The organism is Novosphingobium acidiphilum DSM 19966 (assembly GCF_000429005.1).
Classification (GTDB): Bacteria; Pseudomonadota; Alphaproteobacteria; order Sphingomonadales; family Sphingomonadaceae; genus Novosphingobium; species Novosphingobium acidiphilum.
In genome coordinates, this window is sequence record NZ_AUBA01000009.1 from 55096 (window position 1) to 81719 (window position 26624).

The window sequence follows — 26624 nt, forward strand, 5'->3', positions numbered from 1 at the left end:
GCCCCATTGCGCGGGCTGGTGCCCGCGATGGCCAACGATCTGGCATAATTCGCGGCAAGTTCAGGCGAAGTTGGAACCGAAGTGATGCAATAGCGTGCTGGCAGGCGGCTTGTCGTCAGGCGGCAACGCGCGGCATTGTCACCACGTCGTCGGCCCACGTCCTTGACGCAAGCCGCAGGGCATCAGAAATTTCAACCACGGTCCGGATGGCGCGGGCTTCGCTGGCGGTCAGCCCTTCGAAATCGGGCAGGAACGCGCGACACGCCTGCAACAGGTTGTCAGGCGAACGCTGCAGTTCGCCGCGATATACCTCCAGAGTGGTGCAACCATCGATATCGGACCAGCGCAATCCACTGGGTGCGGGGCGTTCGTGGAATGCCCACAGCGCCAGCATCGCGCGTTCGGCGGCATCGCGCGCGCGATCGCCCAGTGCGTCGCCCGATGCGCGCGATTTCAGTTTCTGACGATAGCGGCGTTGCCGCTCTGCGTTTGACATGGGCATGGCACAGGCATGGCGCACACCAGGCGACAGGTGCAATCCGCAATGACCCGGTTACGTAACCACACGTAATGGCGAAAACCGTCGGGGTGCAAGCGTGCCTGAGGTGTGTGGTCGCACGGTGTGCGTTCAACAGTCCGGCGTGTCGGGGTCATTGACCGCCAGCAGCGCCAGCTCGGTGCGGTTGTCGATCGCCAGCTTCTGGTACATCGCGTGCAGATAGACCTTGACCGTGCCCTCGCCGATATTGAGCGCCTTGCCGATATCGCGATTGCGCAGACCCTTGGCCACCAGGCGGGCGATCTGCCGTTCGCGCGGATTGAGCCGTTCAAGCGGCCCGGCCGGTTCGGGATTGAGCGTCAGATCGAGCGCGCGTTGCAGAAAATCGGGGCCAATCGCCTTTTTGCCCTCTGCCACCGCCTCCAGTGCCGCGATCAGATCATCGGCTGCTCCGTCCTTGGCAACGATGCCATCGACGCCTGCGCGCATCACGCTGACCAGTTGGCGGTCGGTGATATCGGCGGTCAACAGCACGACCGGCCGGCGGTCGGCACGCGCGCGCAGGATTTCAAGCGTCTCGATGCCGTTCATGCCGGGCATGTTGATATCGAGAACGACAATCGCCGGGTCATGCGTGTCGATGGCATCAAGCGTTTCGGTGCCACTGGCGGTGCCTGCGACCATGCGGAACCGGCTGCCGCGCAGCACCGCTTCCACCCCGGTCCGTATCATGCCGTGATCATCGGCAACCAGCACGGAAATCATTGCCCCATCCCCCATTTCGCGCGGTGGCTGCGCGTGCATCTCATGCCGCGATCCGCAGTGGCAGCGCAATGTCAAGCCTGACGCCCGCTGCACAACTGTCGATCCGCAACTGGCCCCCCAGCGCCGCGATCCGTTCGCTGATCGACCGGGGGTACGAGCCATGACCGCAGGCGTCAAATCCCTTGCCATTGTCGTCGATCGACACTTGCAGGGTGCCGTCGCTCGCGCGCTCGATCACCAGATCGACCCGGCTGCACTGGCCATGGCGCACCGCATTGGCCACCGCCTCGCGGATCAGAAGACGCAATTCGTGGGCCAGTTCGATCGACACCGGCAAAGGCCGGTCCTGCGCCCCGATCGTGGTGGCAATGTGCCAGTGATCGCCCAATTCGCGTATCAGCGAAGCAAGGTCTGCCACAATATCGATCGATCGATCCGCCTCGATGCCCAGCCGCAGGCGATCGATCAACGATCGCAACTGCGCCTGTTCCTGGCGCAGCGACGCGCGCATTGCCAGAATTTCGGTCTCGGGATCGCGCCCTTCGCGGATCCAGCGCCGCAACGCTTCGAGCCGGAACAATGTCCCGGCCAGGAACTGGGCTGCGCTGTCATGCAGATCGCGCGCCACGGAATTGCGCACATTGGCCACGGCAACCGATTGCGCCAGCGTGGCCATCTCTTCGCGGTCAAGCGCCATTGCCACTTCATCCGCGACTGCGCGAACCGCGGGCAGGTCATCGATGCTGACAACCGGCAGGCCCCAGATCAGCACGAGATAGTCGCCCCGGGCACACGACAGGCGCGCAAGGATCCCGGATGATGCCTGGCACAAATCGGCCAGAGCCAGATCGAACGCGCCGTTTTCGGCCCGCAGTTCGCCATCGCGTGACACGGTGATCCGGCGCCGGCGCGCGACGTCGAACAGCATCGCATCGACGTCGGCGGCAAGCCCGTCGGCCAGTCCGGTCCGGTCCAGCCGTTGCTGCTGCAACCCGCCGTCGCCCTGGCGATAGAGGTCATGACCGGCTTCATCCTGACCGATCAACGCGATCGCCACGCCGTGTGCGTGGAACGTGTCCCGGGCAAAGCCAAGCGCTGCCGCCATAAGCTGATCGTTGCGCTTGCCCGGTATGCCGTCGGGTTCGGGCATCGTGTCGACCAGCGGCACGCGCATATCGCTGCCGAACCAGCGCATAATCAAAACCAGTGCGGCCATGTTGGCGATCCGCCGGACGAACTGGTAGGTATCGATGGTTCCTCCAGCCGCACCCAGCAACCCGCCGGCTATGGCATAGCCCGCCAGCAGCGCAATGCCTGTCGACGCCACGGCGCGCGTGCCCCAGCGTGCCATTGCGGTGATCAGCATCAGCGTGGTGAAGGCGATGAACGGGCTGCTGCCATAGCTGTGGCCGGCCTCGGTCAGGTACACCGCGCTGATGAACACCGCGATGTCGATCGCGTGGGCTGTTCCGGCAAGACGAAAATCCCACCACCAGTCGCGCCAGGCGATGACCGCAACAGCAAAGCTCCAGATCAAATAGATCGACAGCAACCAGAATATCAGGCCGCCTGCCCATGGCACGTGATTGGGGTCGAAGCGCACCGCGGTCAGAAAGACCACGGCCAGGATCAATCGGCTTGCCGCCAGAATCCTTGCGGTCCGTCTGATCAGCAAACGCTGCCCGTTCAAGTTGCCACCCTTCGAGGTTATGTCTTGTTCGCCGATCCTGACGATTCGCACCACAGTGCAATCGTTTTTTCGCCTCGATGACAACCTTGCACATCGGGCGTCACGAGACCACCCGGCAAACGTTCGCCGACAGCCGCCTTTTTCATCGTTCGTTACGGATTCGTGCTAGATGAGGCACATTGCGTATATATACTTATGGTTAATGCGTTGGGCGTGACAGACTCGGGTCAAAGGGGTCGTGTCGCCTTGATGTGCAGCAGGGGACCGGGACTTGATCAGTTCAACCGAGCGCGTGGTTGACGGCCCATGGATGGGCCTGACGGGCAAGCAATGCGAAGTGCTGGATCTGGTAATCCAGCACAAGACCTCGAAAGAGATATCGCGCCTGCTGGGGATATCGCCGCATACCGTTGATCAGCGGATCATGCTGGCCCGCGCAAAGCTGAACGTGGCGACGCGCGCAGAGGTGGCCCAGGCTTATCGCACGCTGCTGGCCCAACATGGTAAATTCACGACGCCCGCAGCATATCAACGAACCGTATATGGCTCGTCGTATATCGCCCCCCCGCCGCGATCCCATCAGGATGGATGCCGGGAAGACGCTGATACGGCACTTGCGCCGCTTCATCCGGACAATCCTGCAGGCATTGAAACCCAGCCACAACAGATGGCCAGGCCCGTTCCGGATGCGCCGACGCAAGAGTATTATCACGTTCTTCCCGAGGCGTTTGACGGCCGGATCGGCACGTTGCTGCGTCTGGGGGCCATTGCGACGATCACCGTATTCCTGACCCTGGTCATTCTGGGCGGACTGGCGATCTATTCGGAACTCTCCCTGATGCTCGACAGCTGACCTCTGCCCTGGGGGCTGATCCCGGCTGTTCGTGCGTCTTTGCTGTAACCAAGGGGGTCGGCGCCGGGGGGTGTCGACGGGAGGCATCACATGATCACGAATGACATGACCACACATGTTGCCCAGCAGCGGATCACCCGCGATCTGAGGAATGCGGAACACGCGCTTGACGAAGCCCTGCTGCGCCAGGCACAGCTTTTGTCCACAATGGTTCATGCGCGCCGGGCAACCGGTGTGGCGCCCTATATGGGGCAGGATGCGCTGATGCGGCTGGTTCGCAGCCAGGCGGCGATGCTCAACGCCGGGGGAGAACTGGCCCGCGTGCATGGCCGATTGAACGATATCGCGGTCGAAACCGGCCTGGGCAATGATCCCAAGCCGACCCCCGCTTTCGGCTTGTCCGACAACGCTGCCGAAGCGGCCGAACTGGCGGGACCCCTGCCGGCGGACATTTCGCTGGCGCAGGACGCCGCGGTTGCGCCCATCGCCGCGTGATCGTCATGCAGGGCCGGGCCAACCAACGATTGCGATAGAACGCCATGCTGTTTGTCTGGTTGACCCGGCTTCTGATCTGCCTGTCGTTCCTGTTCGCCACCCGCAAGGGCGATGAACCGGAACGGCTGGTGGCGATCATCCTTCTGGGAATGTGCGGCTTCGACATTGCCAATCACCTTATATTTGGAGACCCGACATGGTTCGAGGTCAATCCCGGTCACTTCGTGATCGACGTATGGTCCTTGCTGACGATGACCTGGGTGGCTTTGCGGGCGAACCGCGGCTGGCCCTTGTGGCTTTGCGCCACCCAGCTGATCGTGGTGATGGCTCATTTTGCCAAATTGCTGGAAATCGACGAGGCGCGGCGCAGCTACTGGATCATGACGCAAGTGCCGCCTTTGCTGGAACTGTTCGGGCTAATGATCGGAACCTGGACGCACATGCTGCGCCAGCAGCGGATCGGGCACTATTCGCCCTGGCGTCCGGCATGATCGCGCTGCCGTGCCGGTGGTTCGCGGCATGACGGCGCGTCCTTCGGCAGCGCGCACCAATGCGTCGGCCAGGCCGGGCAAAGTCGAACGCGCGCTGCGCGCCGCACCCGACGCGTCGCTGCCGCACAGCGCGGTCGATGCCACGGCGCTGGCCCGCCGGCAGCGCCTGGCGCTGACCTTGGCGCGCGAATTCTATTCCGGCCGACGCCGGCGCGCCCGGTTCATGAGCGCGGACCTGTTTGGTGAACCGACCTGGGATATCCTGCTCGATCTGTATGTTGCCGCGCGCGAAAACCGCCGCGTGCCCACCACCAGCGCCTGCATCGGGGCACATGTGCCGCCCACCACCGCGCTGCGCTGGCTGCGCATCCTCGAAATGCGCGGGCTGGTCGAACGCGAAGAGGACGGGCGCGATGGCCGCCGCACATTTGTCCGGCTGACCGACCGCGGGCACGGCGTGATGGAAGCCTTTCTGGGCAATCTGGCCGACACGCTGCTGCTGGCGCTGGGCGATGCCAGCAGCGATCCGCGCGACGGCATCGCGCAGGACGAGGCGGCGCAGCAGACACCTGGCGTGCGGCCTTGATCGGCGCGATCAGCGCCGCACCGTCACCCCGATCGGCGTGCGGTCCGGATCGAGATCGATCACCAGATCGGCACGATCGGGCAGATCGATCAACAGATGGCGCGTGATCCGTTCATAATGCGCGACAAAGCGGTGTAGCTCGGCATCGTTCATCACGCCCGGTGCCGCACCGACCGCGTCGCGCAGGCCCTGTTCCTGCTGGCGTCGCCAACCGGCCACCGCCGCAAAACCGGGCGCACGCAGCATGGCCAGGGCATCGATCGTGGCCCACAGCGCCGCATAGCCATCCGCCAGCGCCGCGTTGACATGGCGGCGCCAACGCCCGTCGGGATCGTCTGACGCCTCAAGCGCATTGATCGGCCGGACCAGATCCGCCTGCGGCTGCGGACGTGCGCCCAGGCACCAGCCTTCGAACAGCAGCAGGCGCGTGGCCCCCGGCACCCGGTCCGCCTCGCTTGGCGGTCTGCGATCGTCGCGCGCCTTGTCGAACCGTGGCATCGCTACCGCCTCGCCCCGCGCCAGTGCGGCGATCGTGGCCAGACCCAGCGCAACATCGTGGGTGCCGGGAACCCCGCGGGTCGTCAGCAGCGGATGCACCTCGGCCGCAAGCCGCTGGCGCATGGCGCGGGTGTGGTACAGATCATCCAGCGACAGCGTTGCCGTGGCGATGCTGCGCCCCGCAAAATGGCTGCGCAGCGCCGCGGCCAGCGTCGATTTGCCCGACCCTTGCGCGCCCGACACGCCCAGCACGACCATGCCTTCGCGCCGCGACAGCAGCCGCTCAGCCAGCGCGATCAATGCGTTCAGCGCAACAGGGGCGGGGGTGGCGGCCATCACATCCGGGCTAGCCTGGGGGTAAGTGCCTTGCAAGGGTATCGCCTCGGGCATCGGCTTGTGCTTGAACCGCAATCGAAGGAACGCGCAGGTCTCGATGCTTTATCACAGCAACTTTGCCGGTGAACGGCACCGCTTTGACACTCTTGCCGCAGTCATGGCTTGCGCAACGCCGGCGCGGTCGGGCGATGCGCTGGCGGGGCTTGCTGCGCACAGCGCTGCACAGCGGGTTGCCGCACGGTCGGTCCTGGCCGATCTGCCGCTGCGCCAATTCCTCGATGTCGCGCTGGTGCCGTACGAAACCGACGAAGTGACCCGGCTGATCGTTGACACCCACGATGCCGCAGCCTTTGCCCCGCTTGCAGCCATGACCGTGGGCGATCTGCGCGATTGGCTGCTGTTGCCGCAGACCGATGCCGTGGCGCTGGCGCAGGTGGCGCACGGGCTGACCCCCGAAATGGTTGCTGCGGTATCGAAACTGATGCGCAACCAGGATCTGATCGCGGTGGCGCAAAAGGTGCGCGTGGTGACGGCATTTCGCAACACCATCGGGCTGGCCGGGCGTGTGTCGACGCGGTTGCAGCCCAACCATCCGGCCGACGATCCGCGCGGGATCGCGGCCGCCGTGCTCGATGGGCTGATCTGCGGGGTGGGCGATGCGGTGATCGGGATCAACCCCGCCACCGACAGCGTGCCCGGCGCGTTCAGCCTGTTGACGATGCTCGACGATCTGCGCGAACGCTATGCCATCCCCACCCAGACGTGCGTGCTGACCCATGTCACCAATGCGCTGGAAATCATCGCGCGCGGTGGCCCGGTCGATCTGGTGTTCCAGTCGGTCGCGGGCAGCCAGGCGGCCAATCGCGGGTTCGGCATCGACCTTGCGCTGCTGCGCGAGGCGCACGACGCCGCGCTGTCGCTGAACCGGGGCAGTGTCGGGCACAATGTCATGTATTTCGAAACCGGGCAGGGTGCGGCGCTGTCGGCCAATGCCCATCATGGCATTGATCAACAGACGATGGAGGCGCGCGCCTATGGCGTGGCGCGAGCGTTCGACCCGTTGCTGGTCAACACCGTCGTTGGCTTCATCGGGCCCGAATACCTCTACGACGGCAAGGAGATCATCCGCGCCGCGCTTGAGGATCACTTCTGTGGCAAGCTGCTGGGCCTGCCGATGGGCTGCGATGCGTGTTACACCAACCACGCCGAGGCCGACCAGGACGACATGGACACGCTGATGACAGTGCTGACCGTGGCCGGCTGCACGTTCCTGATCTGCGTGCCGGGCAACGACGATGTGATGCTGAGCTATCAAAGCCTGTCGTATCACGATGCCATGGCGTTGCGCGCGATGACGGGGGTGCGCGCCGCACCCGAATTCGAGGCGTGGCTGGCGAAGATGGATCTGCTTGCGCCCGATGGGTCGATCCGCGCGCTGGGCGATGGCGCGGCGGGGCTGGTGCACCGGCTGACCGGGACCGGGCTGGCGGCATGACCGACGCCATCGCCGATCGCGCGCTGTGGGCGCGGCTGCGCGCGGCCACGCCCGCACGGATCGCGCTGGGGCGGGTCGGCCACACGCTGCCGCTCGAGGCTGTGCTGGCGTTTCAGCTCGACCATGCGCGCGCGCGCGATGCGGTGCATGCGCCGTTCGATGCCGAGGCGCTGGCGGCCGATCTGGCGCCGTTGCCGACGATCGTGGTGGACAGCGCGGCGGGCGATCGCGCAGCCTATCTGCGCCGCCCCGATCTGGGACGGCGCCTGTCGGACAATGGTGCTGCGCGACTGGCGCAGGCCATCGCGGCCGATCCGGCGCTTGGCGGGCGCGATGTGGCGATTGTTGTCGGTGACGGGTTGTCGGCCACGGGCGTCCAGGCGGGCGCGGTCACGCTGGTGCGCGCGCTGGTGGCCCAACTGCATGGTCTCAGCCTGGCCCCGGTGGTGGTGGCGCGCGGTGCGCGCGTTGCGCTGGGCGATGCGATTGGCGCGGTGCTGTCGGCGCGGATGGTGATCATGGTAATCGGTGAACGCCCGGGGCTGAGCGTGGCCGACAGCCTGGGCATCTATATGACCCATGACCCGCGCATCGGCCGGGCCGACAGCGAACGCAATTGCATTTCCAACGTGCACGCCCGCGGTGGCCTGTCGCCCGACGCGGCGGCTGCCGTGCTGGGGCGGCTGCTGCGCGAATCGCTGCGGCGCGGCCTGTCGGGCGTCGATCTGAAAGACCCCGGCGAAGCGCTGCCGCCACCCTTTCTCGAACAGGATGCCCTGGATGACTGACGCTTCGGGTTCCGGACTGCAACAGCGGCTGGGCGTGTTTCATCTTTGGGGCATTGCGGTGGGGCTGGTCATTTCGGGCGAATATTTCGGCTGGAGCTATGGCTGGGCCAGCGCGGGCACGCTCGGGTTTCTGGTGGCGACGGTGCTGGTTGCGGCGATGTATGTGGCCTTCATCTTCTCGTTCACCGAATTGACCACCGCGATCCCGCATGCCGGCGGCCCGTTTGCCTATGCCAACCGCGCGTTCGGCCCGGTGGGCGGGGCTGTTGCCGGGTTTTCCACACTGGTCGAATTCGTGTTTGCGCCGCCCGCGATTGCGCTGGCCATCGGGTCCTATCTCAAAGTCCAGTTTCCGTGGATGGAACCGGTCCACGCGGCAACCGGCGCCTATGTCGTGTTCATCGCGCTCAACATTGTAGGCGTGCAGATCGCCGCCACGTTCGAGCTGTTTGTAACGCTGTTGGCGGTGGGTGAATTGCTGGTGTTCATGGGCGTGGTGCTGCCGTCGTTCCGCTGGTCGAACTTTGTCGCGGGCGGCTGGGCCGGGCACGACCATTTCACCCTGGCCGCGATCGGCGGCATGTTTGCCGCGCTGCCCTTTGCGATCTGGTTCTTTCTGGCGATCGAGGGCGTGGCGATGGCCGCCGAAGAGGCGCGCGATCCGCGTCGCACGATCCCGCGCGCCTATATCTCGGGCATTCTTACGCTGGTGGCGCTGGCGTTCGGGGTGATGCTGCTGGCGGGCGGATCGGGCGACTGGACCCAGATTGCCAATATCAACGATCCGCTGCCCCAGGCGATGAAGCGCAGCGTGGGCAGTTCGAGCGGATGGCTGCACATGCTGGTGTGGCTGGGGCTGTTCGGCCTGGTCGCGTCATTTCATGGCATCATCATGGGGTATGCCCGGCAGATCTTTGCACTGGCGCGCGCGGGCTTTCTGCCGCGCGGGTTTGCCCGGTTGCATCCGCGGTTTCACACACCGGATGTGGCGACGATCGCGGGCGGAGTGGTCGGCGTGGCGACGATCTGGTCGGACAACGTCGTTCATATCGCCGGGCAATCGCTGACCGCCAGCGTGGTCACGTTGTCGGCGCTGGGCGCCTTGACCATGTATATCGTCGCCATGGCCGCGCTGTTCCGGCTGCGCACGACCGAACCGGGGCTGAAGCGCCCGTTCATGGCGCCGGCCTATCCTTTTGCGCCGGGCTTTGCCTTGGTCATGGCCAGCGTCGCGCTGGTGACGATGGTGTGGACCAATCGCGAAATCGCGGCGATCTTTGTGGCCGTCATGGCCTTGCTCGTGGGCGGTTCGCTGATCTTGCGCAGGCGCTAGGCGGCGTGGCGCGAACGCGGCCGGCTTTGCCGCGATTACGCGCGGGTTGAACCGCGCACGATCAGTTGTACCGGCACGCGGCGGGGCGAGGGGGCCTCGCCGCCGATCGTGGCGATCAGGCGATCGACCAGCAGCGATCCGGCCACTTCGAAATCGCTTTCGACCGTGGTCAGCTGCGGATTTGACCAGGCCCCGGCGCGCACGCCGTCAAACCCGACAACGCCGATATCGTCGGGCACGCGCAACCCGCGCGTGGTCAGTTCCTTCAGACCGCCCAGCGCGATTTCGTCGCTGACGCCAAAGATCGCGTCGAATGGACGCCCGCTGTCGATCAGTGCGGCGGTGGCGCGGCGGCCCTGTTCCTCGCGCTCGAGCCCACGCTCGATGCGTTGCAGCACAGGTTCCAGCCCGGCATCGCGCATCGCCGCCGAATAGCCGTCGAACCGTTCCTTGAACTGGCGCTGCGGCGATGTTTCCGACCCGATGCACACGATATTGCGGTATCCGCGCACCAGCAGGTGGCGCGTGGCCAGCATCGCACCGGCATGGTTGTCGCTGCGCACCCAGGGAAAGGCATCGCTGGGTGCGCCCCAGCAAACCCAGTGGTTGCCTTCGCCCAACTGGCCGAAATAATCCCAGGCCGCGGTGTTTTCGCTGGTGCCGATCACAATCATTCCGTCGGCCTTGCGCCGTTCCTGGAAATGGCCCCAGAAATTGGCCGGGCTGTCCTGAAACGCCACCAGCACTTCATAACCGCGCGCGGCGGCGGCCGCGCACGTGCTGCCCAGCAGCGCGAAATAGAACGGATTCAGATCTTTGCGATCCTGCCCGGGGCGGCAGATCATCACCAGCGCCAATGTGCCGGTGCGGCCGCGCCGCAGGCGTGCGGCGTTTTCGTCCACCTGATAGTTCAGCCGGGCTGCGGCCTCGATCACCCGCTTGCGTGTCGGTTCGCTGATCGAGGTGTCGCCGGCCAGCGCGCGGCTGACCGTTGACTGGCTGACGCCGGCGGCCTCGGCGACGTCAAACGAGGTTACCCGGACGATCCGGTTTTCTGGACGTTTATCCGACATTGCGATCTTCCCCCCCGCAGCGATCAGCGAAAGCTGTCCTTCGCCGCGCGCAACGCGGCAAAGGTGGCCACGGCATCACCGCCACCCCAGCGCGCCTCCATGCCCGGATCATCGGCACGAAGGAAGGGGTTGGTGGCCAATTCGCGTGACAGGACTGTGGGTACGGTCGGTTGCCCGGTTGCGCGCAGCGCGGTGATTTGCGCGGCATAGTCGGCCAGGGCGGCATTTTCGGGGTCGGCATGCAGCGCAAAGCGCGCGTTGCTGGCGGTGTATTCGTGCGCGCAATAGATCAGCGTTTCGCCCGGCAACGCTTTCAATCGCTGCAGGCTGGCCCAGAACTGGGGTGCTGTGCCCTCGAACATGCGCCCGCAGCCCAGCGCAAACAGGCTGTCGCCAACAAATGCGATACCCGCCTGTGGCAGGTGATAGGCAACATGCCCCAGCGTGTGTCCGCCGACATCGATCACTTGCGCGGCAAAATCACCCAGCAAGACGGTGTCGCCCTGCATGACGGTGCGGTCGATCCCGGCAATGCGCGCCGATTCGGCTTCGGGTGCCACGATCAGGCATCCGGTCTGCGCCTTGATCGCCTCGTTCCCGCCGGCGTGATCGGGGTGCCAGTGGGTGTTCCAGATCTGCGTGATGCGCCAGCCGCGCGCGCTGGCCTGCGCCAGATAGGCATCGGCATCGGGCGTGTCGATCGCCACGGTTTCACCGCTGGCCGGATCATGGACGAGATAGCCGTAATTGTCGGACAGGCAGGCGAACTGGTGGACGATCAGGGTCATGATCACGATCCTAGCCCATGGGCGCCGACAAAGCAAAAGCCCGCCGGTTTGCACCGACGGGCTTTTGCATGTGCGGTTGGCCTGGTCCTTCGCCGGCCCCGTCACGGGCGCAAATCCCGTGACGTCAGTCGGGCCTGCTGCCAGCTGGCCGACCCGGCCGCTGAGCCGGATTCAGGCCGGCAGTCTGCTTTGCAAACTTCGCCTGAATCCGGACGGCCGGGTTAGCGCTGTGCCTTGAGCGCTGCACCCAGGATGTCGCCCAGCGAAGCGCCGGCATCCGACGAACCGTACTGTTCCACGGCTTCCTTTTCTTCGGCCAGCTGACGCGCCTTGACCGAGAAGGTCGGCTTTTTCGAGCGGTCGAAACCGGTGACCATGGCGTCCAGCTTCTGGCCGACCTGGAAACGGTCGGGGCGCTGTTCGTCGCGGTCGCGGCCAAGGTCGCTGCGCTTGATGAAGCCGGTGGCACCATCTTCGCCGGCCTGAACTTCCAGGCCGCCATCGCGCACTTCGAGCACGGTCACGGTCACGACTTCGTTGCGGCGCAAAGCATTGCTCGGCGCGGCAGCGGCACCGCCGCTGGTGGTGGCAACGGCAGCCGCCGGTGCACCCTTTTCAAGCTGCTTCATGCCCAGGCTGATGCGTTCCTTGTCGACATCGACGTCGAGCACCACGGCCTTGACTTCTTCGCCCTTGCGATGAAGCGCCAGCGCGTCTTCGCCCGAAATGCCCCAGGCGATGTCCGACATGTGCACCATGCCGTCGACGTCGCCGTCGAGACCGATGAACAGACCGAATTCGGTGGCGTTCTTGACTTCGCCTTCAACGATCGAGCCGACCGGGTGACGTTCGGCAAAGCCTTCCCAGGGGTTCTGCTGCGCCTGCTTGAGGCCCAGCGAGATGCGGCGCTTGTCGCTGTCGACTTCGAGCACCATGACGTCGACTTCCTGGCTGGTCGAAACGATCTTGCCGGGGTGGACGTTCTTTTTGGTCCAGCTCATTTCCGAAACGTGGACCAGGCCTTCGATGCCGGCTTCGAGTTCGACGAACGCACCGTATTCGGTGATGTTCGTAACCGTGCCCGACAGCTTGGCGCCAACCGGGTACTTGGCGGCAACGCCTTCCCACGGATCGCTTTCCAGCTGCTTCATGCCCAGGCTGATGCGCTGGGTGTCCTGGTTGATGCGGATGATCTGCACGCGCACGGTATCGCCGATGGCGATCACTTCCGACGGGTGGTTGACGCGCTTGTAGCTCATGTCGGTGACATGCAGCAGGCCGTCGATACCGCCCAGATCAACGAACGCACCGTAATCGGTGATGTTCTTGACCACGCCGTCGATGATCTGCGCTTCCTTCAGGTTCTGGATCAGACCCGAACGCTGTTCGGCGCGGGTTTCTTCCAGCACCGCACGACGCGAAACGACGATGTTGCCGCGGCGGCGATCCATCTTGAGGATCTGGAACGGCTGGGGAATATCCATCAGCGGCTGCACATCGCGCACCGGACGGATGTCGACCTGGCTGCCGGGCAGGAAGGCCACGGCGCCGTCAAGATCGACGGTGAAGCCACCCTTGACGCGGCCGAAGATCACGCCTTCAACGCGCTTGCCTTCGCCGAATTCGTTTTCAAGCTTGTCCCAGGCGGCTTCGCGGCGCGCGCGATCGCGGCTGAGCATCGCTTCGCCGTCGGCGTTTTCGACGCGGTCGACAAACACTTCGACTTCGTCACCGACCGAAAGGCCGTGCGGCATGCCGGGGCTGGCGAATTCGCGCAAGGGCACGCGGCCTTCGCTCTTGAGGCCGACGTCGATCACGGCCTTGTCGTTTTCGATGGCGGTTACGGTGCCTTTGACGACGCGGCCTTCAAAGCCGCCGTTGGCAGCCGAACCCAGCGTTTCGTCAAGCAGCGCGGCAAAATCATCGCGCGTGGGGTTGGACGACATAAGTCTGTTTCAGTCCTGTTGGTATGTATTTCCGGCCAGGCGGTTGTCTCCGCCGGTCTTTCGTCCGCGCATGATCGTAAAAGATGGCGAAAGATTCGCCCGCGGGGTAAAAGGGCCGAACCACCCGCCGGGCCGGATGCCGAGGCGGGTATTCCACCAGATGTTTCCGGCGCGTGCCATGCACAGCGGTCCGGACCTTAGCGGGATGATCGCGCCACTAGTGGAAGGCGCGCAAAAACGCAAGCCGAACCGGTCGGTGCACCTACGATTGCGCAAATCGCAATCGGGTCCTTGCTCTGGATCAACGCCGCCCGGACCCACATCGCCCAGGATCACCCGATCAAAGCCCGCCCGACCCCAAAGGATGCCCGCCATGACCGTACCCGCCACGCGTGCCGAATGTGCCCCAGTCACCGAATATGTCACCCGCGATGGCGTCATTTTGCTGGTGCGCCCCGCCTCTGCCGAAGACAGCCCCGCGCTGGAAACCTTTTTCGATGGTGTCAGCGATGATGATCGTCGGTTCCGCTTTCTGACGGCGGTGCGTCATGTCGGCGCCGACCAGATCGACGCGCTGACCCATGTCGATCACTGGCGCACCGAAAGCTATGTCGCGTTCGACAAGGCCACCGGCGCGCTGGTCGCTTCGGCCATGCTGGCGTGCGATGCGGCAATGGACACCGGCGAAGTGGCGATTTCGATCCACCGCGACTATCGCGCGCGCGGCCTTGGCTGGACCCTGCTCGACATGGTTGCGGCCGAGGCACAACGGCGCGGGCTGAAACGCGTGATCGCCATCGAAGACCGCGACAATCACGCCGCGATCGCGCTCGAACGCGAAAACGGCTTTGCCGCGCACGGGATCGAGGGCGATCCGCATCTTGTCCTGCTTGAAAAACGCTTTGCGTGATCGACGGTTGCGCGCCACACCGCACAACCATGATCACCTTGTATCACTGCACCGATGCCCGCTCGTTCCGCGCCCTGTGGGCGCTGCACGAGATCGGGTTGGACTATGACCTGAAAATGCTGCCGTTTCCGCCGCGCTGGCATGACAAGGCCTATCTCGCCATCAACCCGCTGGGCACGATCCCGTTCCTGACCGATGGCGATACGGTGATGAGCGAAAGTGCGGCGATCGTCGAATATCTGATCGCACGCCACGCGCCCGAACGGCTGGGCGTGGCGGTCGCCGATGCGCAGTACGGCGCGTATTGCAACTGGCTGCATTTCGGCGAGGCGACGCTGACCTTTCCGCAGACGCTGGTGCTGCGTTATACCCGGCTCGAACCCGATCGCGGGCTGGATGGGGTGGCGCAGGACTATGCGCGGTGGTTCCATGTTCGTCTCCGCCATGTCGAACGCGCGCTGGCCGATGGACGCGCGTGGTTGCTGGGCGAACGGTTTACCGGCGCCGACATTTCGGTGGGCTATGCGCTGCTGCTGGCGCGCAATCTGAAACTCGACGACGGGTTCGAACCGCTGACATCCGCCTATTGGCAACGCCTGGCAGCCCGCCCGGCTTATCTTGCGGCGCGGGCGGCTCAACCCAAAACACGCGAATTTTGATCCACCTCCTTGTGTGGCGAATATGCCACACTACCTTCGGGGGTACAGGAGGAACCGTTTTGTCATGAACCTCGAAAAATTCACCGATCGCGCCAAGGGCTTTTTGCAGGCCGCACAGACGCTGGCCATTCGTCTGAACCATCAGCGGATCACCCCCGAACACGTGCTCAAGGTGCTGCTTGAAGACAGCGAAGGCATGGCCAGCGGATTGATCCAGCGCGCCGGCGGCAATGCCGTGCTGGCGCAGGCCGAAGTGGACCGCGCGCTTGCCAAAATTGCCTCGGTCAGTGGCGCAGGCGCGCAAAATTCGCCTGGGCTCGACAACGATACCGTGCGCCTGCTTGACCAGGCCGAACAGATTGCGGGCAAATCGGGCGACAGCTTTGTCACCGTCGAACGCATTCTGGTGGCGCTGACGCTGGCCACCACGACCGCTGCCGGGCAGGCGCTGAAGACCGCCAATGTCACCGCGCCGGCGCTCGAAGCGGCGATTTCGGCGCTGCGCGGCGGCCGCAATGCCGACAGCGCCAGCGCCGAAAACGCGTATGACGCGATGAAGAAATATGCCCGCGATCTGACCGAGGCCGCGCGCGAGGGCAAGCTTGACCCGGTGATCGGCCGCGACGAGGAAATTCGCCGCACGATCCAGATCCTGGCGCGCCGCACCAAGAACAACCCCGCGCTGATCGGCGAACCCGGCGTGGGCAAGACCGCGATTGCCGAAGGCCTGGCGCTGCGCATTGCCAATGGCGACGTGCCCGAATCCTTGCGCAACCGGCGGCTGATGTCGCTCGACATGGGATCGCTGATTGCCGGTGCCAAATATCGCGGCGAATTCGAAGAACGGCTGAAGGCCGTGCTTGACGAGGTCAAAGGTGCCGAAGGCGAAATCATCCTGTTCATCGATGAAATGCACACGCTGATCGGTGCGGGCAAGACCGAAGGCGCGATGGATGCATCGAACCTGCTGAAGCCGGCGCTGGCGCGCGGCGAACTGCATTGCATCGGCGCCACCACACTGGATGAATATCAGAAATACATCGACAAGGACCCGGCGTTGCAGCGGCGGTTCCAGCCGGTGTTCGTGGGCGAACCGACGGTGGAAGACACCATCTCGATCCTGCGCGGGATCAAGGAAAAATACGAATTGCACCATGGCGTGCGCATCGCCGATGCCGCGATCGTGGCCGCCGCGACGCTGTCCAACCGTTATATCGCCGACCGGTTCCTGCCCGACAAGGCGATCGACCTGATGGACGAGGCGGCCAGCCGCATCCGCATGGAGGTGGAATCCAAGCCCGAGGAAATCGAAAACCTTGACCGGCGGATCATCCAGCTGAAAATCGAGGACATGGCGCTGACCAAGGAAACCGACGCCGCATCGCGCGATCGGCTGGATACCTTGCGCGCCGAACTGGCCAATCTGGAACAGCAGTCAAGCGAACTGACCACGCGTTGGCAGAACGAACGCGACAAGATCGCGGCCGAAGGCAGGATCAAGGAGGCACTCGATGCTGCGCGCAGCGAACTTGAACAGGCGCAGCGCCAGGGTGATCTGGGCCGCGCCGGGGAACTGGCCTATGGCCGCATCCCCGAACTTGAGCGCCAGATTGCCGAGGCGCAGGGCCAGTCGCACAACGCGCTGCTGCGCGAGGAAGTGACGGCCGAGGATATTGCCGGCGTGGTCAGCCGCTGGACCGGCATTCCGGTCGATCGCATGCTCGAGGGCGAACGCCAGAAACTGCTGAACATGGAAAACGCGCTGGGCGCGCGCGTGATCGGGCAATCCGATGCGGTGACCGCGGTGTCAAAGGCGGTGCGCCGCGCGCGCGCCGGGTTGCAGGACCCCAACCGCCCGCTGGGCAGTTTCCTGTTCCTGGGGCCTACCGGCGTGGGCAAGACCGAATTGACCAAGGCGCTGGCGGGTTTCCTGTTCGACGACGACAACGCGATGGTGCGCATCGACATGTCCGAATTCATGGAAAAACACGCGGTCAGCCGCCTGATCGGCGCGCCTCCGGGCTATGTCGGCTATGACGAGGGCGGCGTTCTGACCGAGGCGGTGCGGCGGCGGCCGTATCAGGTGGTGCTGTTCGACGAAGTCGAAAAGGCGCATCCCGACGTGTTCAACGTGCTGTTGCAGGTGCTCGACGATGGGCGGCTGACCGACGGGCAGGGGCGCCAGGTCGATTTTACCAACACGCTGATCATCCTGACCAGCAATCTGGGCAGCCAGTACCTTGCCAATCTGGACGAGGATCAGGATGTGTCGGCGGTCGAACCGCAAGTGATGGACGTGGTGCGCGCGCATTTCCGGCCCGAATTCCTCAACCGGCTCGATGAAATCATCCTGTTCCACCGGCTGGGCCAGGCCCATATGGCCCCGATTGTCGAACTGCAGGTGGCACGCGTGGGCGCGCTGCTGAAAGATCGCAAGATCACGCTCGACCTGTCGGACGCGGCCAAGCGCTGGCTGGGCCGGGTGGGGTATGATCCGGTCTATGGCGCACGCCCGCTCAAACGCGCGGTGCTGCGCTATGTGCAGGATCCACTGGCCGACCGGTTGCTGGCGGGCGAAATTCCCGACGGGCACGTGGTGCACATCGACGAAGGCGATGGCGCGCTGACGTTTCAGGTGGCGTAAAGCGCGATCACGCCCGGCGCGCGGGTCAATGCGGCTGTCCGCTGCCGGGCAGCCGCATGCACAGCGTGTCGATCGCGTGTTGCAAATGCACCGCGGCACGCACTTCGCCCGCCAGATCGAGCAGATCGAGCGCGCGTTGCATCAGCACCGCCGCCTGCAGCACGCCGGCATCTGCGTCCTTTTCGTCGAATTGGTGAAACGCCGTATCCATCCTGTCACCGCCCGGTTTCGGCACCGCGTTCGGGTGCAATCGTGCGGCTATGGCAAACACACCTTAGGAACAGGTTCATTCGCCCATCAGATGAAGTGCGATGCGTCGCCGTTGTCCGGCGTGGCGGTGTTCGACCAGGAACAGCCCCTGCCACGTGCCCAGCGCCGGCACACCATTCAGCACCGGGATCGACAGCGTGACCCCGGTCAGCATCGCCTTGATATGCGCGGGCATATCGTCGGGTCCTTCTTCGTCGTGCGCAAACGGCGCATCGTCGGGCGCAACCCAGCCCAGCCAGCGCACGATATCTTCACGCACGGCATCGGCCGCATTTTCCTGGATGATCAGCGATGCAGAGGTGTGGCGGCACAACAGCGAAACGAGCCCGGTCGTCACCCGCTGCGCCTCGATCCACCGGCGCACGGTTGCGGTGATCTCCACCAGCCCCGGGCCGGTCGTATCGACAAAGATTTCGCCTGAGGCCTGCCGCATGGCGCAATGATAGGCGAATTTGTGTCGTAACGGAAACGCCTATTGCCGAAGGCCATGCCGCCCCTGCGGCAGATGCAGCCGGGGCGGACGATCGCGCGACGGCCTGGAACCACAGCGTACCATGCGATGAAACCGCATTCCTTCGTGTTTGGCGCTTGCCAACGCGGACGTGGCGGGGTGTGATGCCACGCATGACCGCGCCTGCACGCTTTGCCCGCCCCCGCCTGTCGCGCCGATCGATGATCGCGCTGGCCTCGGTTACTGCTGCGCTGATCGGGCGTCATCGCGCGGTGGCCGCACCTGTGCCGGGCGGCCCGCTGACCGGATGGACCGCGCGCCAGCTTGCCGCGGGCATCGCTGCGCGGCAGATTTCGGCGGCAGAGGTCATGACCGCGTTTCTGGACCGGATCGAGGCGGTCAACCCGCGGGTAAACGCCATTGTCGGAATGCGCGATCGGGCAGCGCTGCTGGCGCAGGCCGCCGCGGCCGACGCCGCCGTGGCCAGCGGCGCGGCGCTGGGGGCGCTGCACGGCCTGCCGCACGCGGTCAAGGATCTGGAACCGGTGGCGGGACTGCCATGGACCCAGGGATCGCCGATCTTTGCGCACCAGATTGCCAGCAACGACGGCATGGTGGCCGAACGCCTGCGCCGCGCCGGGGTGGTGTTCATCGGCAAGACCAACACCCCCGAATTCGGGCTGGGTTCGCACAGCTACAACCCGGTGTGGGGCACCACGCGCAACCCGTGGAACCCGGCGCTGTCGGCCGGCGGCAGTAGCGGCGGCGCGGCTGTCGCGCTGGCCACGCACATGGTGCCGCTGGCCGATGGCAGCGATTATGGCGGATCTTTGCGCAACCCGGCGGGGTGGAACAATGTGTTCGGATTTCGCACCAGCCTGGGCCGCATCCCCTCCGATGGGCACGATGACTGGATCGTCGCGCCCAGTGTAACCGGCCCGATGGCACGCAATGTCGGCGATCTGGCGCTGCTGCTGTCGGTCATGGCCGGGCCCGATCCGCGCATGCCGCTGGCGATGGAATCCGATGCCGCAGCCTTGCGCGCGGTCGAACCGGCCGCGATGCAGGGCAAACGCATTGCCTGGTCGGGCGATTTCGGCGGCGCGGTGCCGTTCGATCCGGGCGTGCTTGATGTCTGTCGCCAGGCGCTGGACCGGTTTGCCGCGATGGGCGCACATGTCGAAACGGCCGTGCCCGATTATCCCGTTGCCGATGTCTGGCGCGCCTTTGTCCGGACGCGCCATTTCTACACCGGGCCGGGCCTGTTGCCGCTGTACCGCGATCCCGCAACCCGCGCGCAGCTCAAACCCGAAGCGGTGTGGGAAGTCGAAGGCGGCCTGGGCCTGTCGGCCTATGACATCGCCGCGCAATCGGCGATCCGCACCGGCTGGACCCGCGCTGTTGCCCGCCTGTTCGAACGCTATGACTACTGGATCGTGCCGACTGCGCAGGTGTTTCCGTTTCCGGTGGACCAGCACTGGCCCGAAGCGGTCGGCGGGCGCACGATGGAAACCTACCACGAATGGATGCAGGCGGTGTGCCTGGTTACGCTGTCGGGCGCGCCGTCGCTGGCCGTGCCCGCCGGTTTCAGCCCCGCCGGCCTGCCGATGGGCGTGCAGATCGTCGCCCCGATCCACCACGAGGCAGCATGCCTGGCCGCTGCTGCCGCGTATGAGGTGGCAGCAGAGGATATTCTGGCGAAAAAGCCGTTGATCTGAAACTGTTTACACGAATACATCGGCTATGCGATTTACGTCAAAATGGATCAATGCCCCGCCAGGGCGATTACTTTGCAAATCGCAATCACTCCATTAGGTTTAGCCTGCCCGGCGATTCGTTAGCGAAATCAGCATTCTGCTGGCTGGGCGGAGGGGGATTCATGCTGAAACACGTTCGCGCCATTGCGGTGCTGCCTTTGGTCATGTCAGCGGTTCCGGCCTTGGCCAGTCCCGAAATGCCAGAGCAGGTCATTGTGCCATCGCCCCCGCCGGGCAAGTCGCAAGTGGTGTTTTTTCGCGATGGTGGCTACGCCGGTTCGGCAATCAGCTGCGCGGTGAGCGAGGGCAAGACCAAAATCAGTTCGCTGCCCCCGCGCCGGTTTTTCATTCTTGTCACCGACCCGGGCAGGCACACCTATTCGGTGTCGTCCGATGCCAAGGACGAAATCTTTTTCGACCTGAAGCCTGGCCAGACCAATTTTGCGAAGTGCCACATCGAGGTGGGCTTTTGGGTTGGCCGACCCAAGCTGGAAGTCGTTGAAGAGGTGATGTTCACCTCAAAGACCTGGAAATCGGTTGAAAAGGACCGCATCGGCCCCAACGTGCTGACCGACGAACAGATCAAGGCTGCCGTTGCGCAACAATCAGCCCCGGCGGCAGAACCCGCCTCTGCGCCTGCGCCTGCGCCGGCCACTGCTCCGGCACCCACACCGGCCGCACAATGACAACCGCGGGTGCGTCGGGTCTGACCGGCGCACCCGGCGTTTGGTTATGCCCCCGCGCGCACGCCATGGCTCAGCGCCAGCGCGGCCAGCGGTTGCACTCGTTCCGACATCGCCCTGGCATGCGCGGATGACGCAGTGCCGTCGATGACGCGTTTCTTGATGCCCTGGATGATCGCGGCCAGGCGGAAGAAATTGTAGGCCAGGTACCAGTCGATATTGTCGAGCCCGCAGCGCCCCGTCTGTGCGCAATAGTGCGCGACCACTTCGTCGAGTTCGGGAATGCCCAGCGCCTGGCGATCCAGATCCATCACCCCCGAACGCCCGCCGTTGTCCTGCGCCCAGGCGGTGCAGAAATAGGTGAAATCGGCCAGCGGATCGCCCAGCGTCGACAGTTCCCAGTCAAGCACTGCGGCCACACGCGGCGCATCGGGTGCAAAGATCAGGTTGTCGATGCGGTAATCGCCATGCACCACGCTGACGCGGGTCTGTTCGGGCAGGGTCTGGGGCAACCAGTCGATCAGCCGTTCCATCTCGGGCATCGTTTCGGTTTCCGACAGGCGGTACTGCTTGGTCCAGCGATCGACCTGGCGCCCGAAATAATTGCCCGGCTTGCCATAATCGCCCAGGCCGATGGTGTCGGGATCAAGCCGGTGCAGCGCGGCCAGCGTGTCGACCATCGCAAAATAGTGCGCGCGGCGTTGCGCAGGCGTGGCGCCGGGCATGGCCCCGTCCCAGATCGTGCGCCCGTCGACACAGCCCATCACATAGAACCACGAACCGACCACGGCGTCATCGGTGCACAGCCCGTATTGCGCCGCCACCGGAAAGCCATGCGCCGACAGCGCCGCCTGCACTTTGTATTCGCGATCGACCGCATGCGCCGAAGGCAGCAGTTTGCCGAACGGCTTGCGCCGCAAGACATAGGGGCCCGATGGCGCGTCCAGGCGATAGGTCGGGTTTGACTGCCCACCCTTGAACTTCGACACCGATAGCGGGCCGGCAAAGCCCGCCACATGCGCCTGGCACCACTGCGTCAGCTTTGCCTCGTCCAGCCGGTCATCGCCTTGCGGCACGACGGTGCCGGTAAATGCGGCCTGTGCGTCCATTGCCGGGGGCGTGGTCATTGCTGAAATCCCTTACGCATCGAACACGATGACCGAGCGCGCGGAATGCCCTGCGCGCATCTTGTCAAAGCCGGCGTTGATCTGGTCGAGCGCGATGCGTTCGGCGATGATCGTGTCGAGATCGAGCAGCCCGCGCATGTAGAAATCAACCAGTCGCGGCAGATCGACCGGAAACCGGTTCATCCCCATGATCGCGCCTTGCAGCTTTTTGCCCGACAGCAGGTCCATCGCCGACAGGCTGACCCGTTCGGCCAGCGGCATCATGCCCAGGATCGTTGCGGTGCCGCCGCGGCGCAGGCTGGCCACCGCAAGTGCCGCCGATTGCGGCCGGCCGACGGCTTCGATCGCATGATCGACCCCGCCCTTGGTCAGTTCAACAATCTGTTTGGCGGCATCGGACGCCATCGCGTCGATTGCATCGGTCGCGCCCAGTTTCATGGCCAGCGCGCGTTTTTCGGGGATCGGGTCGGCGGCGATGATACGGCCGGCGCCCGCGATCCGGGCGGCGTTGATCGTGGCCAGGCCCACCCCGCCACACCCCACCACGACCACGGTTTCACCCGGTGTCAGCTTGCACGCGTTGAAGATCGCCCCCGCGCCGGTGGTGACCGCACAGCCGATCACCGCCGCGCGATCGAGCGGCATGTCGCGATCGATCGCCACGCAAGCGTGTTCGTGGATCAGCATCATTTCGGCAAAGGCCGACAGGTTCAGCATCTGGTTGACCGCCGCGCCATCGCTGTCGCGCGTCAGGCGCGATGGCTGGCCTTTGTCGCGCCGGGTTTCGGCGCCCAGGCACAGCGCCATCCGTCCGGTCACGCAGAATTCGCAATGGCCGCAAAACGCCGACAGGCAGGTGACGACATGATCGCCCTTTTTCACCGTGCGCACTTCGCTGCCGACGTCTTCGACAATGCCCGCCGCCTCGTGCCCGGCCACGCACGGCATCGCGTGGGGATAGGACCCCTCGATGAAATGCAGGTCGGAATGGCACAGCCCGCAGGCATGGGTGCGGATCAGCACTTCGTGCGGGCCGGGCTTGGCCACGCTCAGCGTTTCGATCACCAGCGGGGTGCCGGCTTGGTGCAGAACGGCAGCTCTCATCGCAGGGTTCCTGTGTGGAACACCCGTCCGTGCGCGGCACGGACGGGCGCAAGGTCAGTGTTCAGCGCGCAACGCCCAGGTCGCCCGAGCTGAAATCGCTCGCGGTGCCAGGCTTGTCGGTGTGGCGCGCGAATTCGATCCGGGCAATGGCGCGGTTGTGCACTTCATCCGGGCCATCGGCCAGGCGCAGCGTGCGCTGATGCGCATAGGCTTCGGCCAGGCCGAAATCTTCCGACACGCCGCCGCCGCCGTGGGCCTGGATTGCATCGTCGATGATCCGCAGCGCCATGTTGGGGGCCTGCACCTTGATCATCGCGATTTCCAGCGCGGCGGCCTTGTTGCCGACCTTGTCCATCATGTCGGCCGCTTTCAGGCACAACAGGCGGGTCATGTCGATGTCGATCCGCGCCGACGCAATGCGCTGTTCCCAGATCGAATGTTCGGAAATCTTCTTGCCGAACGCGACGCGGCTTTGCAGGCGGCGCGCCATCTTGGCGATCGCCTCTTCGGCCACGCCGATCGTGCGCATGCAGTGGTGGATGCGGCCCGGCCCGAGGCGCCCTTGTGCGATTTCAAACCCGCGGCCTTCGCCCAGCAGGATGTTTTCAACCGGCACGCGAACGTTGTTCAGCCGCACTTCCATATGGCCATGCGGCGCATCGTCGTAGCCGAACACGGGCAGGTGGCGCACGATTTCCACGCCGGGCGTGTCGGTGGGGACCAGCACCATCGATTGCTGCGAATGGCGTTTGGCCTCGAAATCGGTCTTGCCCATCACGATCAGCACCTTGCAGCGCGGATCGCCCAGGCCCGACGACCACCACTTGCGCCCGTTGATCACGTAATGATCACCGTCGCGCGCGATCGAGGTTTCGACATTGGTGGCATCGGACGAGGCGACTTGCGGCTCGGTCATCAGAAACGCCGAACGGATGCGCCCGTTCATCAGCGGTTCGAGCCATTCGTCCTTCTGCGCGCGGGTGCCATAACGGTGCAGCACTTCCATGTTGCCGGTGTCGGGCGCAGAGCAGTTGAACACTTCGCTGGCAAAGCCGATCCGGCCCATTTCCTCGGCACACAGCGCATATTCCAGGTTGGTCAGGCCGGGGCCGTGGAATTCGAAGGTGTCATCGACGTGGTGATGCCCTGAATTGCGCGGCGGCATGAACAGGTTCCAGATGCCCGCCGCCTTGGCCCGGGCCTTTTCCTCTTCAACCACCTGCAGCACTTTCCAGCGGTCGCCGGTGCGCTGTTCGGCCTTGTAATCGCCCACGCGGGGGCGAACGTTGTGTTCGATGAAATCGCGCACGCGGTCGCGCCAGTACACTTGCCGTTCGGTCGGATCGAAATCCATGTCAGCCTCTCCATGGCGCCGGTCAGGCGCCGAATCCCAGGGGTTTGAGCGGTGGTTTTAATCTGTCGGTTAAATCTCTGCGCCAAGCCTTGCGCCAGATCAAGCAACTTTGCCCGCTTGGCTGAAACTGGCGGACAATTCAGGCTTTTGGTGCCGCGGCCAGCTGTTCCAGCGCTTCGAACAGCCCGGGGCTGTCAGGGTCCCAGCTGTGGCGCGGACCAACGGTCAGCCCACCGTCGACGATCAGGCTGGTGCCGGTGACAAACGCGGCTGCTTCGCTGGCCAGAAACAGCACGGCCTGCGCGATGTCCTGCGCCTGGCCGCCGCGCGCCACGGGCTGGGCTGCCTGCGACATCTGCGAAATCGCCGCCTTGGCCATGGTTTCGGTATCGCCGGTCAGGTCGAGCGACCGGGTAAAGATATTGGTGTTGATGAAACCGGGCTGCACCGCGGCAACACGAATGCCGTGCCTGGCCAGATCGGCCGCCGCCACTTTGGTCAGGTGCAGAACGCCGGCCTTGGCCACGGCATAGGCGCTGGGCGAATAGCCGGGGCCGATCGCGGCCACGCTCGATGTGTTGATGATCGCCGCGCCGCCGGACCGGGCCGAAGCGCGGCCCTTCATGTGGGGCACGGCATAGCGGATGCCGAACGCGACCGACCGCAGCAGCAGATCCATCGTGCGGTCCCACCCGGCCGGATCGATTTCGTCGATCGGCGCGCGATCGCCACCGGCACCGGCGTTGTTGAACACCACGTCGATACCGCCGGTTTCGGCGCCGGCGCGATCCATCAGCGCGCGGATATCCTCGGTGCTGGTAACATCGGTCAGGTGTGTGCGGATTTCACCGTTTGACGCAGCCGCGGTGGCGGCAAGACCCTCGGCATCGATGTCGGCGGCATAGACGATCGCGCCTTCGCCCGCAAAAGCCAGCGCGGTGGCGCGGCCGATGCCCGAAGCGGCGCCGGTGACGACGATGGTTTTCCCGGCGAACCGTGAAGGCGTGCTCATGGCGGTGGTAATCCTGTCCCGAATGGTTGCATGTTTGGCACAAGCTTGGGGCGCATCGCGCGGTGCGTCAATGGGCCTGCGCCCGACGCTACGGCACAGGGCCGTGTTCGATGATCGGTGGCGTTCAGCCCGGCAGGTCAGCCGTGGCCAGGGCGGCGGACATGGCGTTCCAGCGCCAGCGACAGCGCCAGATGCGGCGCGGCGACAATCGACAGCAGGCAGAACGCATCGCCCCCCACCAGCAACAGCGTGGCCGGGCGCGCCATCAGCAACCCCTTGCCCCACAGCGCGCCAAGCCAGATTGCCAGCACCAGCACGGTCAGGCCGGCGCCCTGATGCTTTGCGGCACCGTGGCGCATCGGCGGCAGCGCGCGCACCACCTGGCGCCAGTGCAACGGGGCATGCAGACCGACAAAAAACACGCCGAACCCGATCAGCGGGGGCAAGGTCAGCAGGCAGGCATAACTCATGGTCTGGGCCATGACCCAGGCCCGGTTCCCGGCCTGCCATGCCAGGATCAGCCCGACCAGCGTGACGAGCAGTGTCATGGGTGCCATCGCCGCCGCCCAGGCCGCGATCGGCGTGCCCAGCGGCGATGCGGTCATCGCCGTGAACAGCGCGGCCACCGCCTGCGGCGCGGCCAGCGCGGCGGTGGCAATCACCGCCAGCCCGGCCATCAGGCGCAACAGCCCGGCCGGCAGCATCGCCCAATCTTCGCCAAAATGCAGCGCGGCCAGCGCCAGAAACACCAGCAGCGCCAAGACCGGAGCCAGCCACCACAGCATGGCCATGGCCGCGGCCACGCCGATATAGGCTGTGACCAGTGCCGCCATCAGCCGCCGGCCGGTGCGCCAGGCGGTCGCTGCCAGCGCCATGTCGCAGGCCCCGTGCGGCAATCCGCCGATCAGCATGACCGCGATCGCCGTCGCGGTAACCGGTGCGCTGTCGATTGCCCACCACCCAAACCGCGATCCCATGCCGCAACCGCAGGCCAGCACGGCCAATGGCCAGAACAAC

Annotated in this window: 26 protein-coding genes; 12 read left to right on the top strand and 14 right to left on the bottom strand. The window is 65.0% G+C overall.

The window, feature by feature from the left end; all coding sequences use genetic code 11:
* Nucleotides 1-115 precede the first annotated feature (115 nt).
* The 3 genes from G404_RS0109615 to G404_RS0109625 form a co-directional block, all read right to left on the bottom strand.
* Nucleotides 116-502: a hypothetical protein gene (locus tag G404_RS0109615; RefSeq protein ID WP_036520993.1), complete on the bottom strand. Its 387-nt coding sequence runs from the start codon at nt 500-502 to the stop codon at nt 116-118.
* A 126-nt stretch (nt 503-628) separates the two neighbouring features.
* On the bottom strand, nt 629-1303 hold the full coding sequence (locus tag G404_RS0109620) for a response regulator (protein ID WP_245584471.1): 675 nt from the start codon (nt 1301-1303) through the stop codon (nt 629-631).
* 1 nt (nt 1304) lies between these two features.
* Nucleotides 1305-2954, bottom strand: a complete 1650-nt coding sequence (locus G404_RS0109625; RefSeq protein WP_156906262.1) for a sensor histidine kinase — start codon at nt 2952-2954, stop codon at nt 1305-1307.
* Between the two features lie 271 nt (nt 2955-3225).
* Here G404_RS0109625 and G404_RS0109630 point away from each other — a divergent pair, with 271 nt between their 5' ends.
* The 4 genes from G404_RS0109630 to G404_RS0109645 all read left to right on the top strand — a co-directional run bounded on the left by G404_RS0109630 (nt 3226) and on the right by G404_RS0109645 (nt 5379).
* A complete protein-coding gene (locus tag G404_RS0109630; protein WP_245584472.1) occupies nt 3226-3807 on the top strand; it encodes a helix-turn-helix transcriptional regulator in 582 nt (193 codons plus the stop codon).
* 90 nt (nt 3808-3897) lie between these two features.
* On the top strand, nt 3898-4302 hold the full coding sequence (locus tag G404_RS20850) for a hypothetical protein (RefSeq protein ID WP_245584473.1): 405 nt from the start codon (nt 3898-3900) through the stop codon (nt 4300-4302).
* A gap of 44 nt (nt 4303-4346) precedes the next feature.
* Nucleotides 4347-4793: a hypothetical protein gene (locus G404_RS0109640; protein WP_028640892.1), complete on the top strand. Its 447-nt coding sequence runs from the start codon at nt 4347-4349 to the stop codon at nt 4791-4793.
* A 28-nt stretch (nt 4794-4821) separates the two neighbouring features.
* Nucleotides 4822-5379, top strand: a complete 558-nt coding sequence (locus G404_RS0109645; RefSeq protein ID WP_028640893.1) for a winged helix DNA-binding protein — start codon at nt 4822-4824, stop codon at nt 5377-5379.
* Between the two features lie 9 nt (nt 5380-5388).
* On the opposite strand, the gene G404_RS0109650 is transcribed toward G404_RS0109645, so the two are convergent.
* Complete coding sequence (locus G404_RS0109650; RefSeq protein ID WP_028640894.1) at nt 5389-6213, bottom strand: kinase; 825 nt, start codon at nt 6211-6213, stop codon at nt 5389-5391.
* A gap of 97 nt (nt 6214-6310) precedes the next feature.
* On the opposite strand from G404_RS0109650, the gene G404_RS0109655 reads away from it, so the two are divergent.
* The 3 genes from G404_RS0109655 to eat are packed head-to-tail and all read left to right on the top strand — an operon-like array spanning nt 6311 to nt 9829.
* Complete coding sequence (locus tag G404_RS0109655; RefSeq protein WP_028640895.1) at nt 6311-7708, top strand: ethanolamine ammonia-lyase subunit EutB; 1398 nt, start codon at nt 6311-6313, stop codon at nt 7706-7708.
* Complete coding sequence (eutC, locus tag G404_RS0109660) at nt 7705-8496, top strand: ethanolamine ammonia-lyase subunit EutC (protein ID WP_028640896.1); 792 nt, start codon at nt 7705-7707, stop codon at nt 8494-8496. Before G404_RS0109655 ends, eutC begins: the two co-directional genes overlap by 4 nt.
* Entirely contained in the window at nt 8489-9829 is a 1341-nt protein-coding gene (eat, locus tag G404_RS18720; RefSeq protein WP_036520994.1) for an ethanolamine permease, read from the top strand. Before eutC ends, eat begins: the two co-directional genes overlap by 8 nt.
* Before the next feature lie 35 nt (nt 9830-9864).
* Here eat and G404_RS0109670 read toward each other — a convergent pair whose 3' ends face one another.
* From G404_RS0109670 to rpsA, 3 genes are all read right to left on the bottom strand, one after another.
* Nucleotides 9865-10902 carry a LacI family DNA-binding transcriptional regulator gene (locus G404_RS0109670; RefSeq protein WP_051280477.1) on the bottom strand — a complete coding sequence of 346 codons (1038 nt, stop codon included), beginning with the start codon at nt 10900-10902 and terminating at the stop codon, nt 9865-9867.
* Nucleotides 10903-10925: 23 nt separating this feature from the next.
* Nucleotides 10926-11690, bottom strand: a complete 765-nt coding sequence (gloB, locus tag G404_RS0109675; RefSeq protein ID WP_028640898.1) for a hydroxyacylglutathione hydrolase — start codon at nt 11688-11690, stop codon at nt 10926-10928.
* Between the two features lie 221 nt (nt 11691-11911).
* On the bottom strand, nt 11912-13636 hold the full coding sequence (gene rpsA / locus G404_RS0109680; protein ID WP_028640899.1) for a 30S ribosomal protein S1: 1725 nt from the start codon (nt 13634-13636) through the stop codon (nt 11912-11914).
* Between the two features lie 373 nt (nt 13637-14009).
* Here rpsA and G404_RS0109685 point away from each other — a divergent pair, with 373 nt between their 5' ends.
* The 3 genes from G404_RS0109685 (at nt 14010) to clpB (ending at nt 17849) form a co-directional block, all read left to right on the top strand.
* A complete protein-coding gene (locus G404_RS0109685; protein WP_028640900.1) occupies nt 14010-14546 on the top strand; it encodes a GNAT family N-acetyltransferase in 537 nt (178 codons plus the stop codon).
* A 29-nt stretch (nt 14547-14575) separates the two neighbouring features.
* On the top strand, nt 14576-15205 hold the full coding sequence (locus tag G404_RS0109690; protein WP_028640901.1) for a glutathione S-transferase family protein: 630 nt from the start codon (nt 14576-14578) through the stop codon (nt 15203-15205).
* Between the two features lie 64 nt (nt 15206-15269).
* The gene (gene clpB, locus G404_RS0109695) at nt 15270-17849 is read left to right on the top strand and encodes an ATP-dependent chaperone ClpB (protein WP_028640902.1); all 2580 of its coding nucleotides are present in this window, start codon (nt 15270-15272) and stop codon (nt 17847-17849) included.
* A 25-nt stretch (nt 17850-17874) separates the two neighbouring features.
* Here clpB and G404_RS18725 read toward each other — a convergent pair whose 3' ends face one another.
* Nucleotides 17875-18060, bottom strand: a complete 186-nt coding sequence (locus G404_RS18725) for a hypothetical protein (protein WP_036520998.1) — start codon at nt 18058-18060, stop codon at nt 17875-17877.
* Between the two features lie 75 nt (nt 18061-18135).
* Nucleotides 18136-18552 carry a secondary thiamine-phosphate synthase enzyme YjbQ gene (locus G404_RS0109705; RefSeq protein ID WP_028640903.1) on the bottom strand — a complete coding sequence of 139 codons (417 nt, stop codon included), beginning with the start codon at nt 18550-18552 and terminating at the stop codon, nt 18136-18138.
* Between the two features lie 191 nt (nt 18553-18743).
* Between G404_RS0109705 and G404_RS0109710 the strand changes: the two genes are divergently transcribed.
* Nucleotides 18744-20288 carry an amidase gene (locus G404_RS0109710; protein ID WP_245584475.1) on the top strand — a complete coding sequence of 515 codons (1545 nt, stop codon included), beginning with the start codon at nt 18744-18746 and terminating at the stop codon, nt 20286-20288.
* Between the two features lie 50 nt (nt 20289-20338).
* The gene (locus G404_RS0109715; protein ID WP_245584476.1) at nt 20339-21013 is read left to right on the top strand and encodes a DUF2846 domain-containing protein; all 675 of its coding nucleotides are present in this window, start codon (nt 20339-20341) and stop codon (nt 21011-21013) included.
* Between the two features lie 44 nt (nt 21014-21057).
* On the opposite strand, the gene G404_RS0109720 is transcribed toward G404_RS0109715, so the two are convergent.
* From G404_RS0109720 to G404_RS18730, 5 genes are all read right to left on the bottom strand, one after another.
* Nucleotides 21058-22137, bottom strand: coding sequence for a phosphotransferase family protein (locus G404_RS0109720; RefSeq protein WP_028640906.1), 1080 nt, complete (start codon nt 22135-22137; stop codon nt 21058-21060).
* 12 nt (nt 22138-22149) lie between these two features.
* Nucleotides 22150-23241 (bottom strand): Zn-dependent alcohol dehydrogenase, encoded by a 1092-nt coding sequence (locus tag G404_RS0109725; protein WP_028640907.1) that lies wholly within the window; start codon nt 23239-23241, stop codon nt 22150-22152.
* Between the two features lie 61 nt (nt 23242-23302).
* Nucleotides 23303-24595, bottom strand: coding sequence for an acyl-CoA dehydrogenase family protein (locus G404_RS0109730; RefSeq protein ID WP_028640908.1), 1293 nt, complete (start codon nt 24593-24595; stop codon nt 23303-23305).
* A gap of 139 nt (nt 24596-24734) precedes the next feature.
* Nucleotides 24735-25607 (bottom strand): SDR family NAD(P)-dependent oxidoreductase, encoded by an 873-nt coding sequence (locus tag G404_RS0109735; protein ID WP_028640909.1) that lies wholly within the window; start codon nt 25605-25607, stop codon nt 24735-24737.
* 137 nt (nt 25608-25744) lie between these two features.
* Nucleotides 25745-26584: a beta-carotene 15,15'-dioxygenase, Brp/Blh family gene (locus G404_RS18730; protein ID WP_169719697.1), complete on the bottom strand. Its 840-nt coding sequence runs from the start codon at nt 26582-26584 to the stop codon at nt 25745-25747.
* Nucleotides 26585-26624 lie beyond the last annotated feature (40 nt).

Excerpts from the sequence above, each read along its gene's own strand:
- G404_RS0109645 (WP_028640893.1), top strand. The coding sequence starts at position 4,822 with ATGACGGCGCGTCCTTCGGCAGCGCGCACCAATGCGTCGGCCAGGCCG.
- G404_RS0109715 (WP_245584476.1), top strand. The coding sequence starts at position 20,339 with ATGCCCCGCCAGGGCGATTACTTTGCAAATCGCAATCACTCCATTAGG.
- G404_RS0109730 (WP_028640908.1), bottom strand. The coding sequence starts at position 24,595 with ATGGATTTCGATCCGACCGAACGGCAAGTGTACTGGCGCGACCGCGTG.
- gloB (WP_028640898.1), bottom strand. The coding sequence starts at position 11,690 with ATGACCCTGATCGTCCACCAGTTCGCCTGCCTGTCCGACAATTACGGC.
- G404_RS18730 (WP_169719697.1), bottom strand. The coding sequence starts at position 26,584 with ATGGGATCGCGGTTTGGGTGGTGGGCAATCGACAGCGCACCGGTTACC.
- G404_RS0109720 (WP_028640906.1), bottom strand. The coding sequence starts at position 22,137 with ATGACCACGCCCCCGGCAATGGACGCACAGGCCGCATTTACCGGCACC.
- G404_RS0109710 (WP_245584475.1), top strand. The coding sequence starts at position 18,744 with ATGACCGCGCCTGCACGCTTTGCCCGCCCCCGCCTGTCGCGCCGATCG.
- G404_RS0109640 (WP_028640892.1), top strand. The coding sequence starts at position 4,347 with ATGCTGTTTGTCTGGTTGACCCGGCTTCTGATCTGCCTGTCGTTCCTG.
- eat (WP_036520994.1), top strand. The coding sequence starts at position 8,489 with ATGACTGACGCTTCGGGTTCCGGACTGCAACAGCGGCTGGGCGTGTTT.
- G404_RS20850 (WP_245584473.1), top strand. The coding sequence starts at position 3,898 with ATGATCACGAATGACATGACCACACATGTTGCCCAGCAGCGGATCACC.
- G404_RS0109705 (WP_028640903.1), bottom strand. The coding sequence starts at position 18,552 with ATGCGGCAGGCCTCAGGCGAAATCTTTGTCGATACGACCGGCCCGGGG.
- G404_RS0109725 (WP_028640907.1), bottom strand. The coding sequence starts at position 23,241 with ATGAGAGCTGCCGTTCTGCACCAAGCCGGCACCCCGCTGGTGATCGAA.
- G404_RS0109655 (WP_028640895.1), top strand. The coding sequence starts at position 6,311 with ATGCTTTATCACAGCAACTTTGCCGGTGAACGGCACCGCTTTGACACT.
- G404_RS18725 (WP_036520998.1), bottom strand. The coding sequence starts at position 18,060 with ATGGATACGGCGTTTCACCAATTCGACGAAAAGGACGCAGATGCCGGC.
- eutC (WP_028640896.1), top strand. The coding sequence starts at position 7,705 with ATGACCGACGCCATCGCCGATCGCGCGCTGTGGGCGCGGCTGCGCGCG.
- G404_RS0109620 (WP_245584471.1), bottom strand. The coding sequence starts at position 1,303 with ATGCACGCGCAGCCACCGCGCGAAATGGGGGATGGGGCAATGATTTCC.
- clpB (WP_028640902.1), top strand. The coding sequence starts at position 15,270 with ATGAACCTCGAAAAATTCACCGATCGCGCCAAGGGCTTTTTGCAGGCC.
- G404_RS0109735 (WP_028640909.1), bottom strand. The coding sequence starts at position 25,607 with ATGAGCACGCCTTCACGGTTCGCCGGGAAAACCATCGTCGTCACCGGC.
- G404_RS0109615 (WP_036520993.1), bottom strand. The coding sequence starts at position 502 with ATGCCCATGTCAAACGCAGAGCGGCAACGCCGCTATCGTCAGAAACTG.
- G404_RS0109685 (WP_028640900.1), top strand. The coding sequence starts at position 14,010 with ATGACCGTACCCGCCACGCGTGCCGAATGTGCCCCAGTCACCGAATAT.
- G404_RS0109650 (WP_028640894.1), bottom strand. The coding sequence starts at position 6,213 with ATGGCCGCCACCCCCGCCCCTGTTGCGCTGAACGCATTGATCGCGCTG.
- G404_RS0109690 (WP_028640901.1), top strand. The coding sequence starts at position 14,576 with ATGATCACCTTGTATCACTGCACCGATGCCCGCTCGTTCCGCGCCCTG.
- G404_RS0109670 (WP_051280477.1), bottom strand. The coding sequence starts at position 10,902 with ATGTCGGATAAACGTCCAGAAAACCGGATCGTCCGGGTAACCTCGTTT.
- rpsA (WP_028640899.1), bottom strand. The coding sequence starts at position 13,636 with ATGTCGTCCAACCCCACGCGCGATGATTTTGCCGCGCTGCTTGACGAA.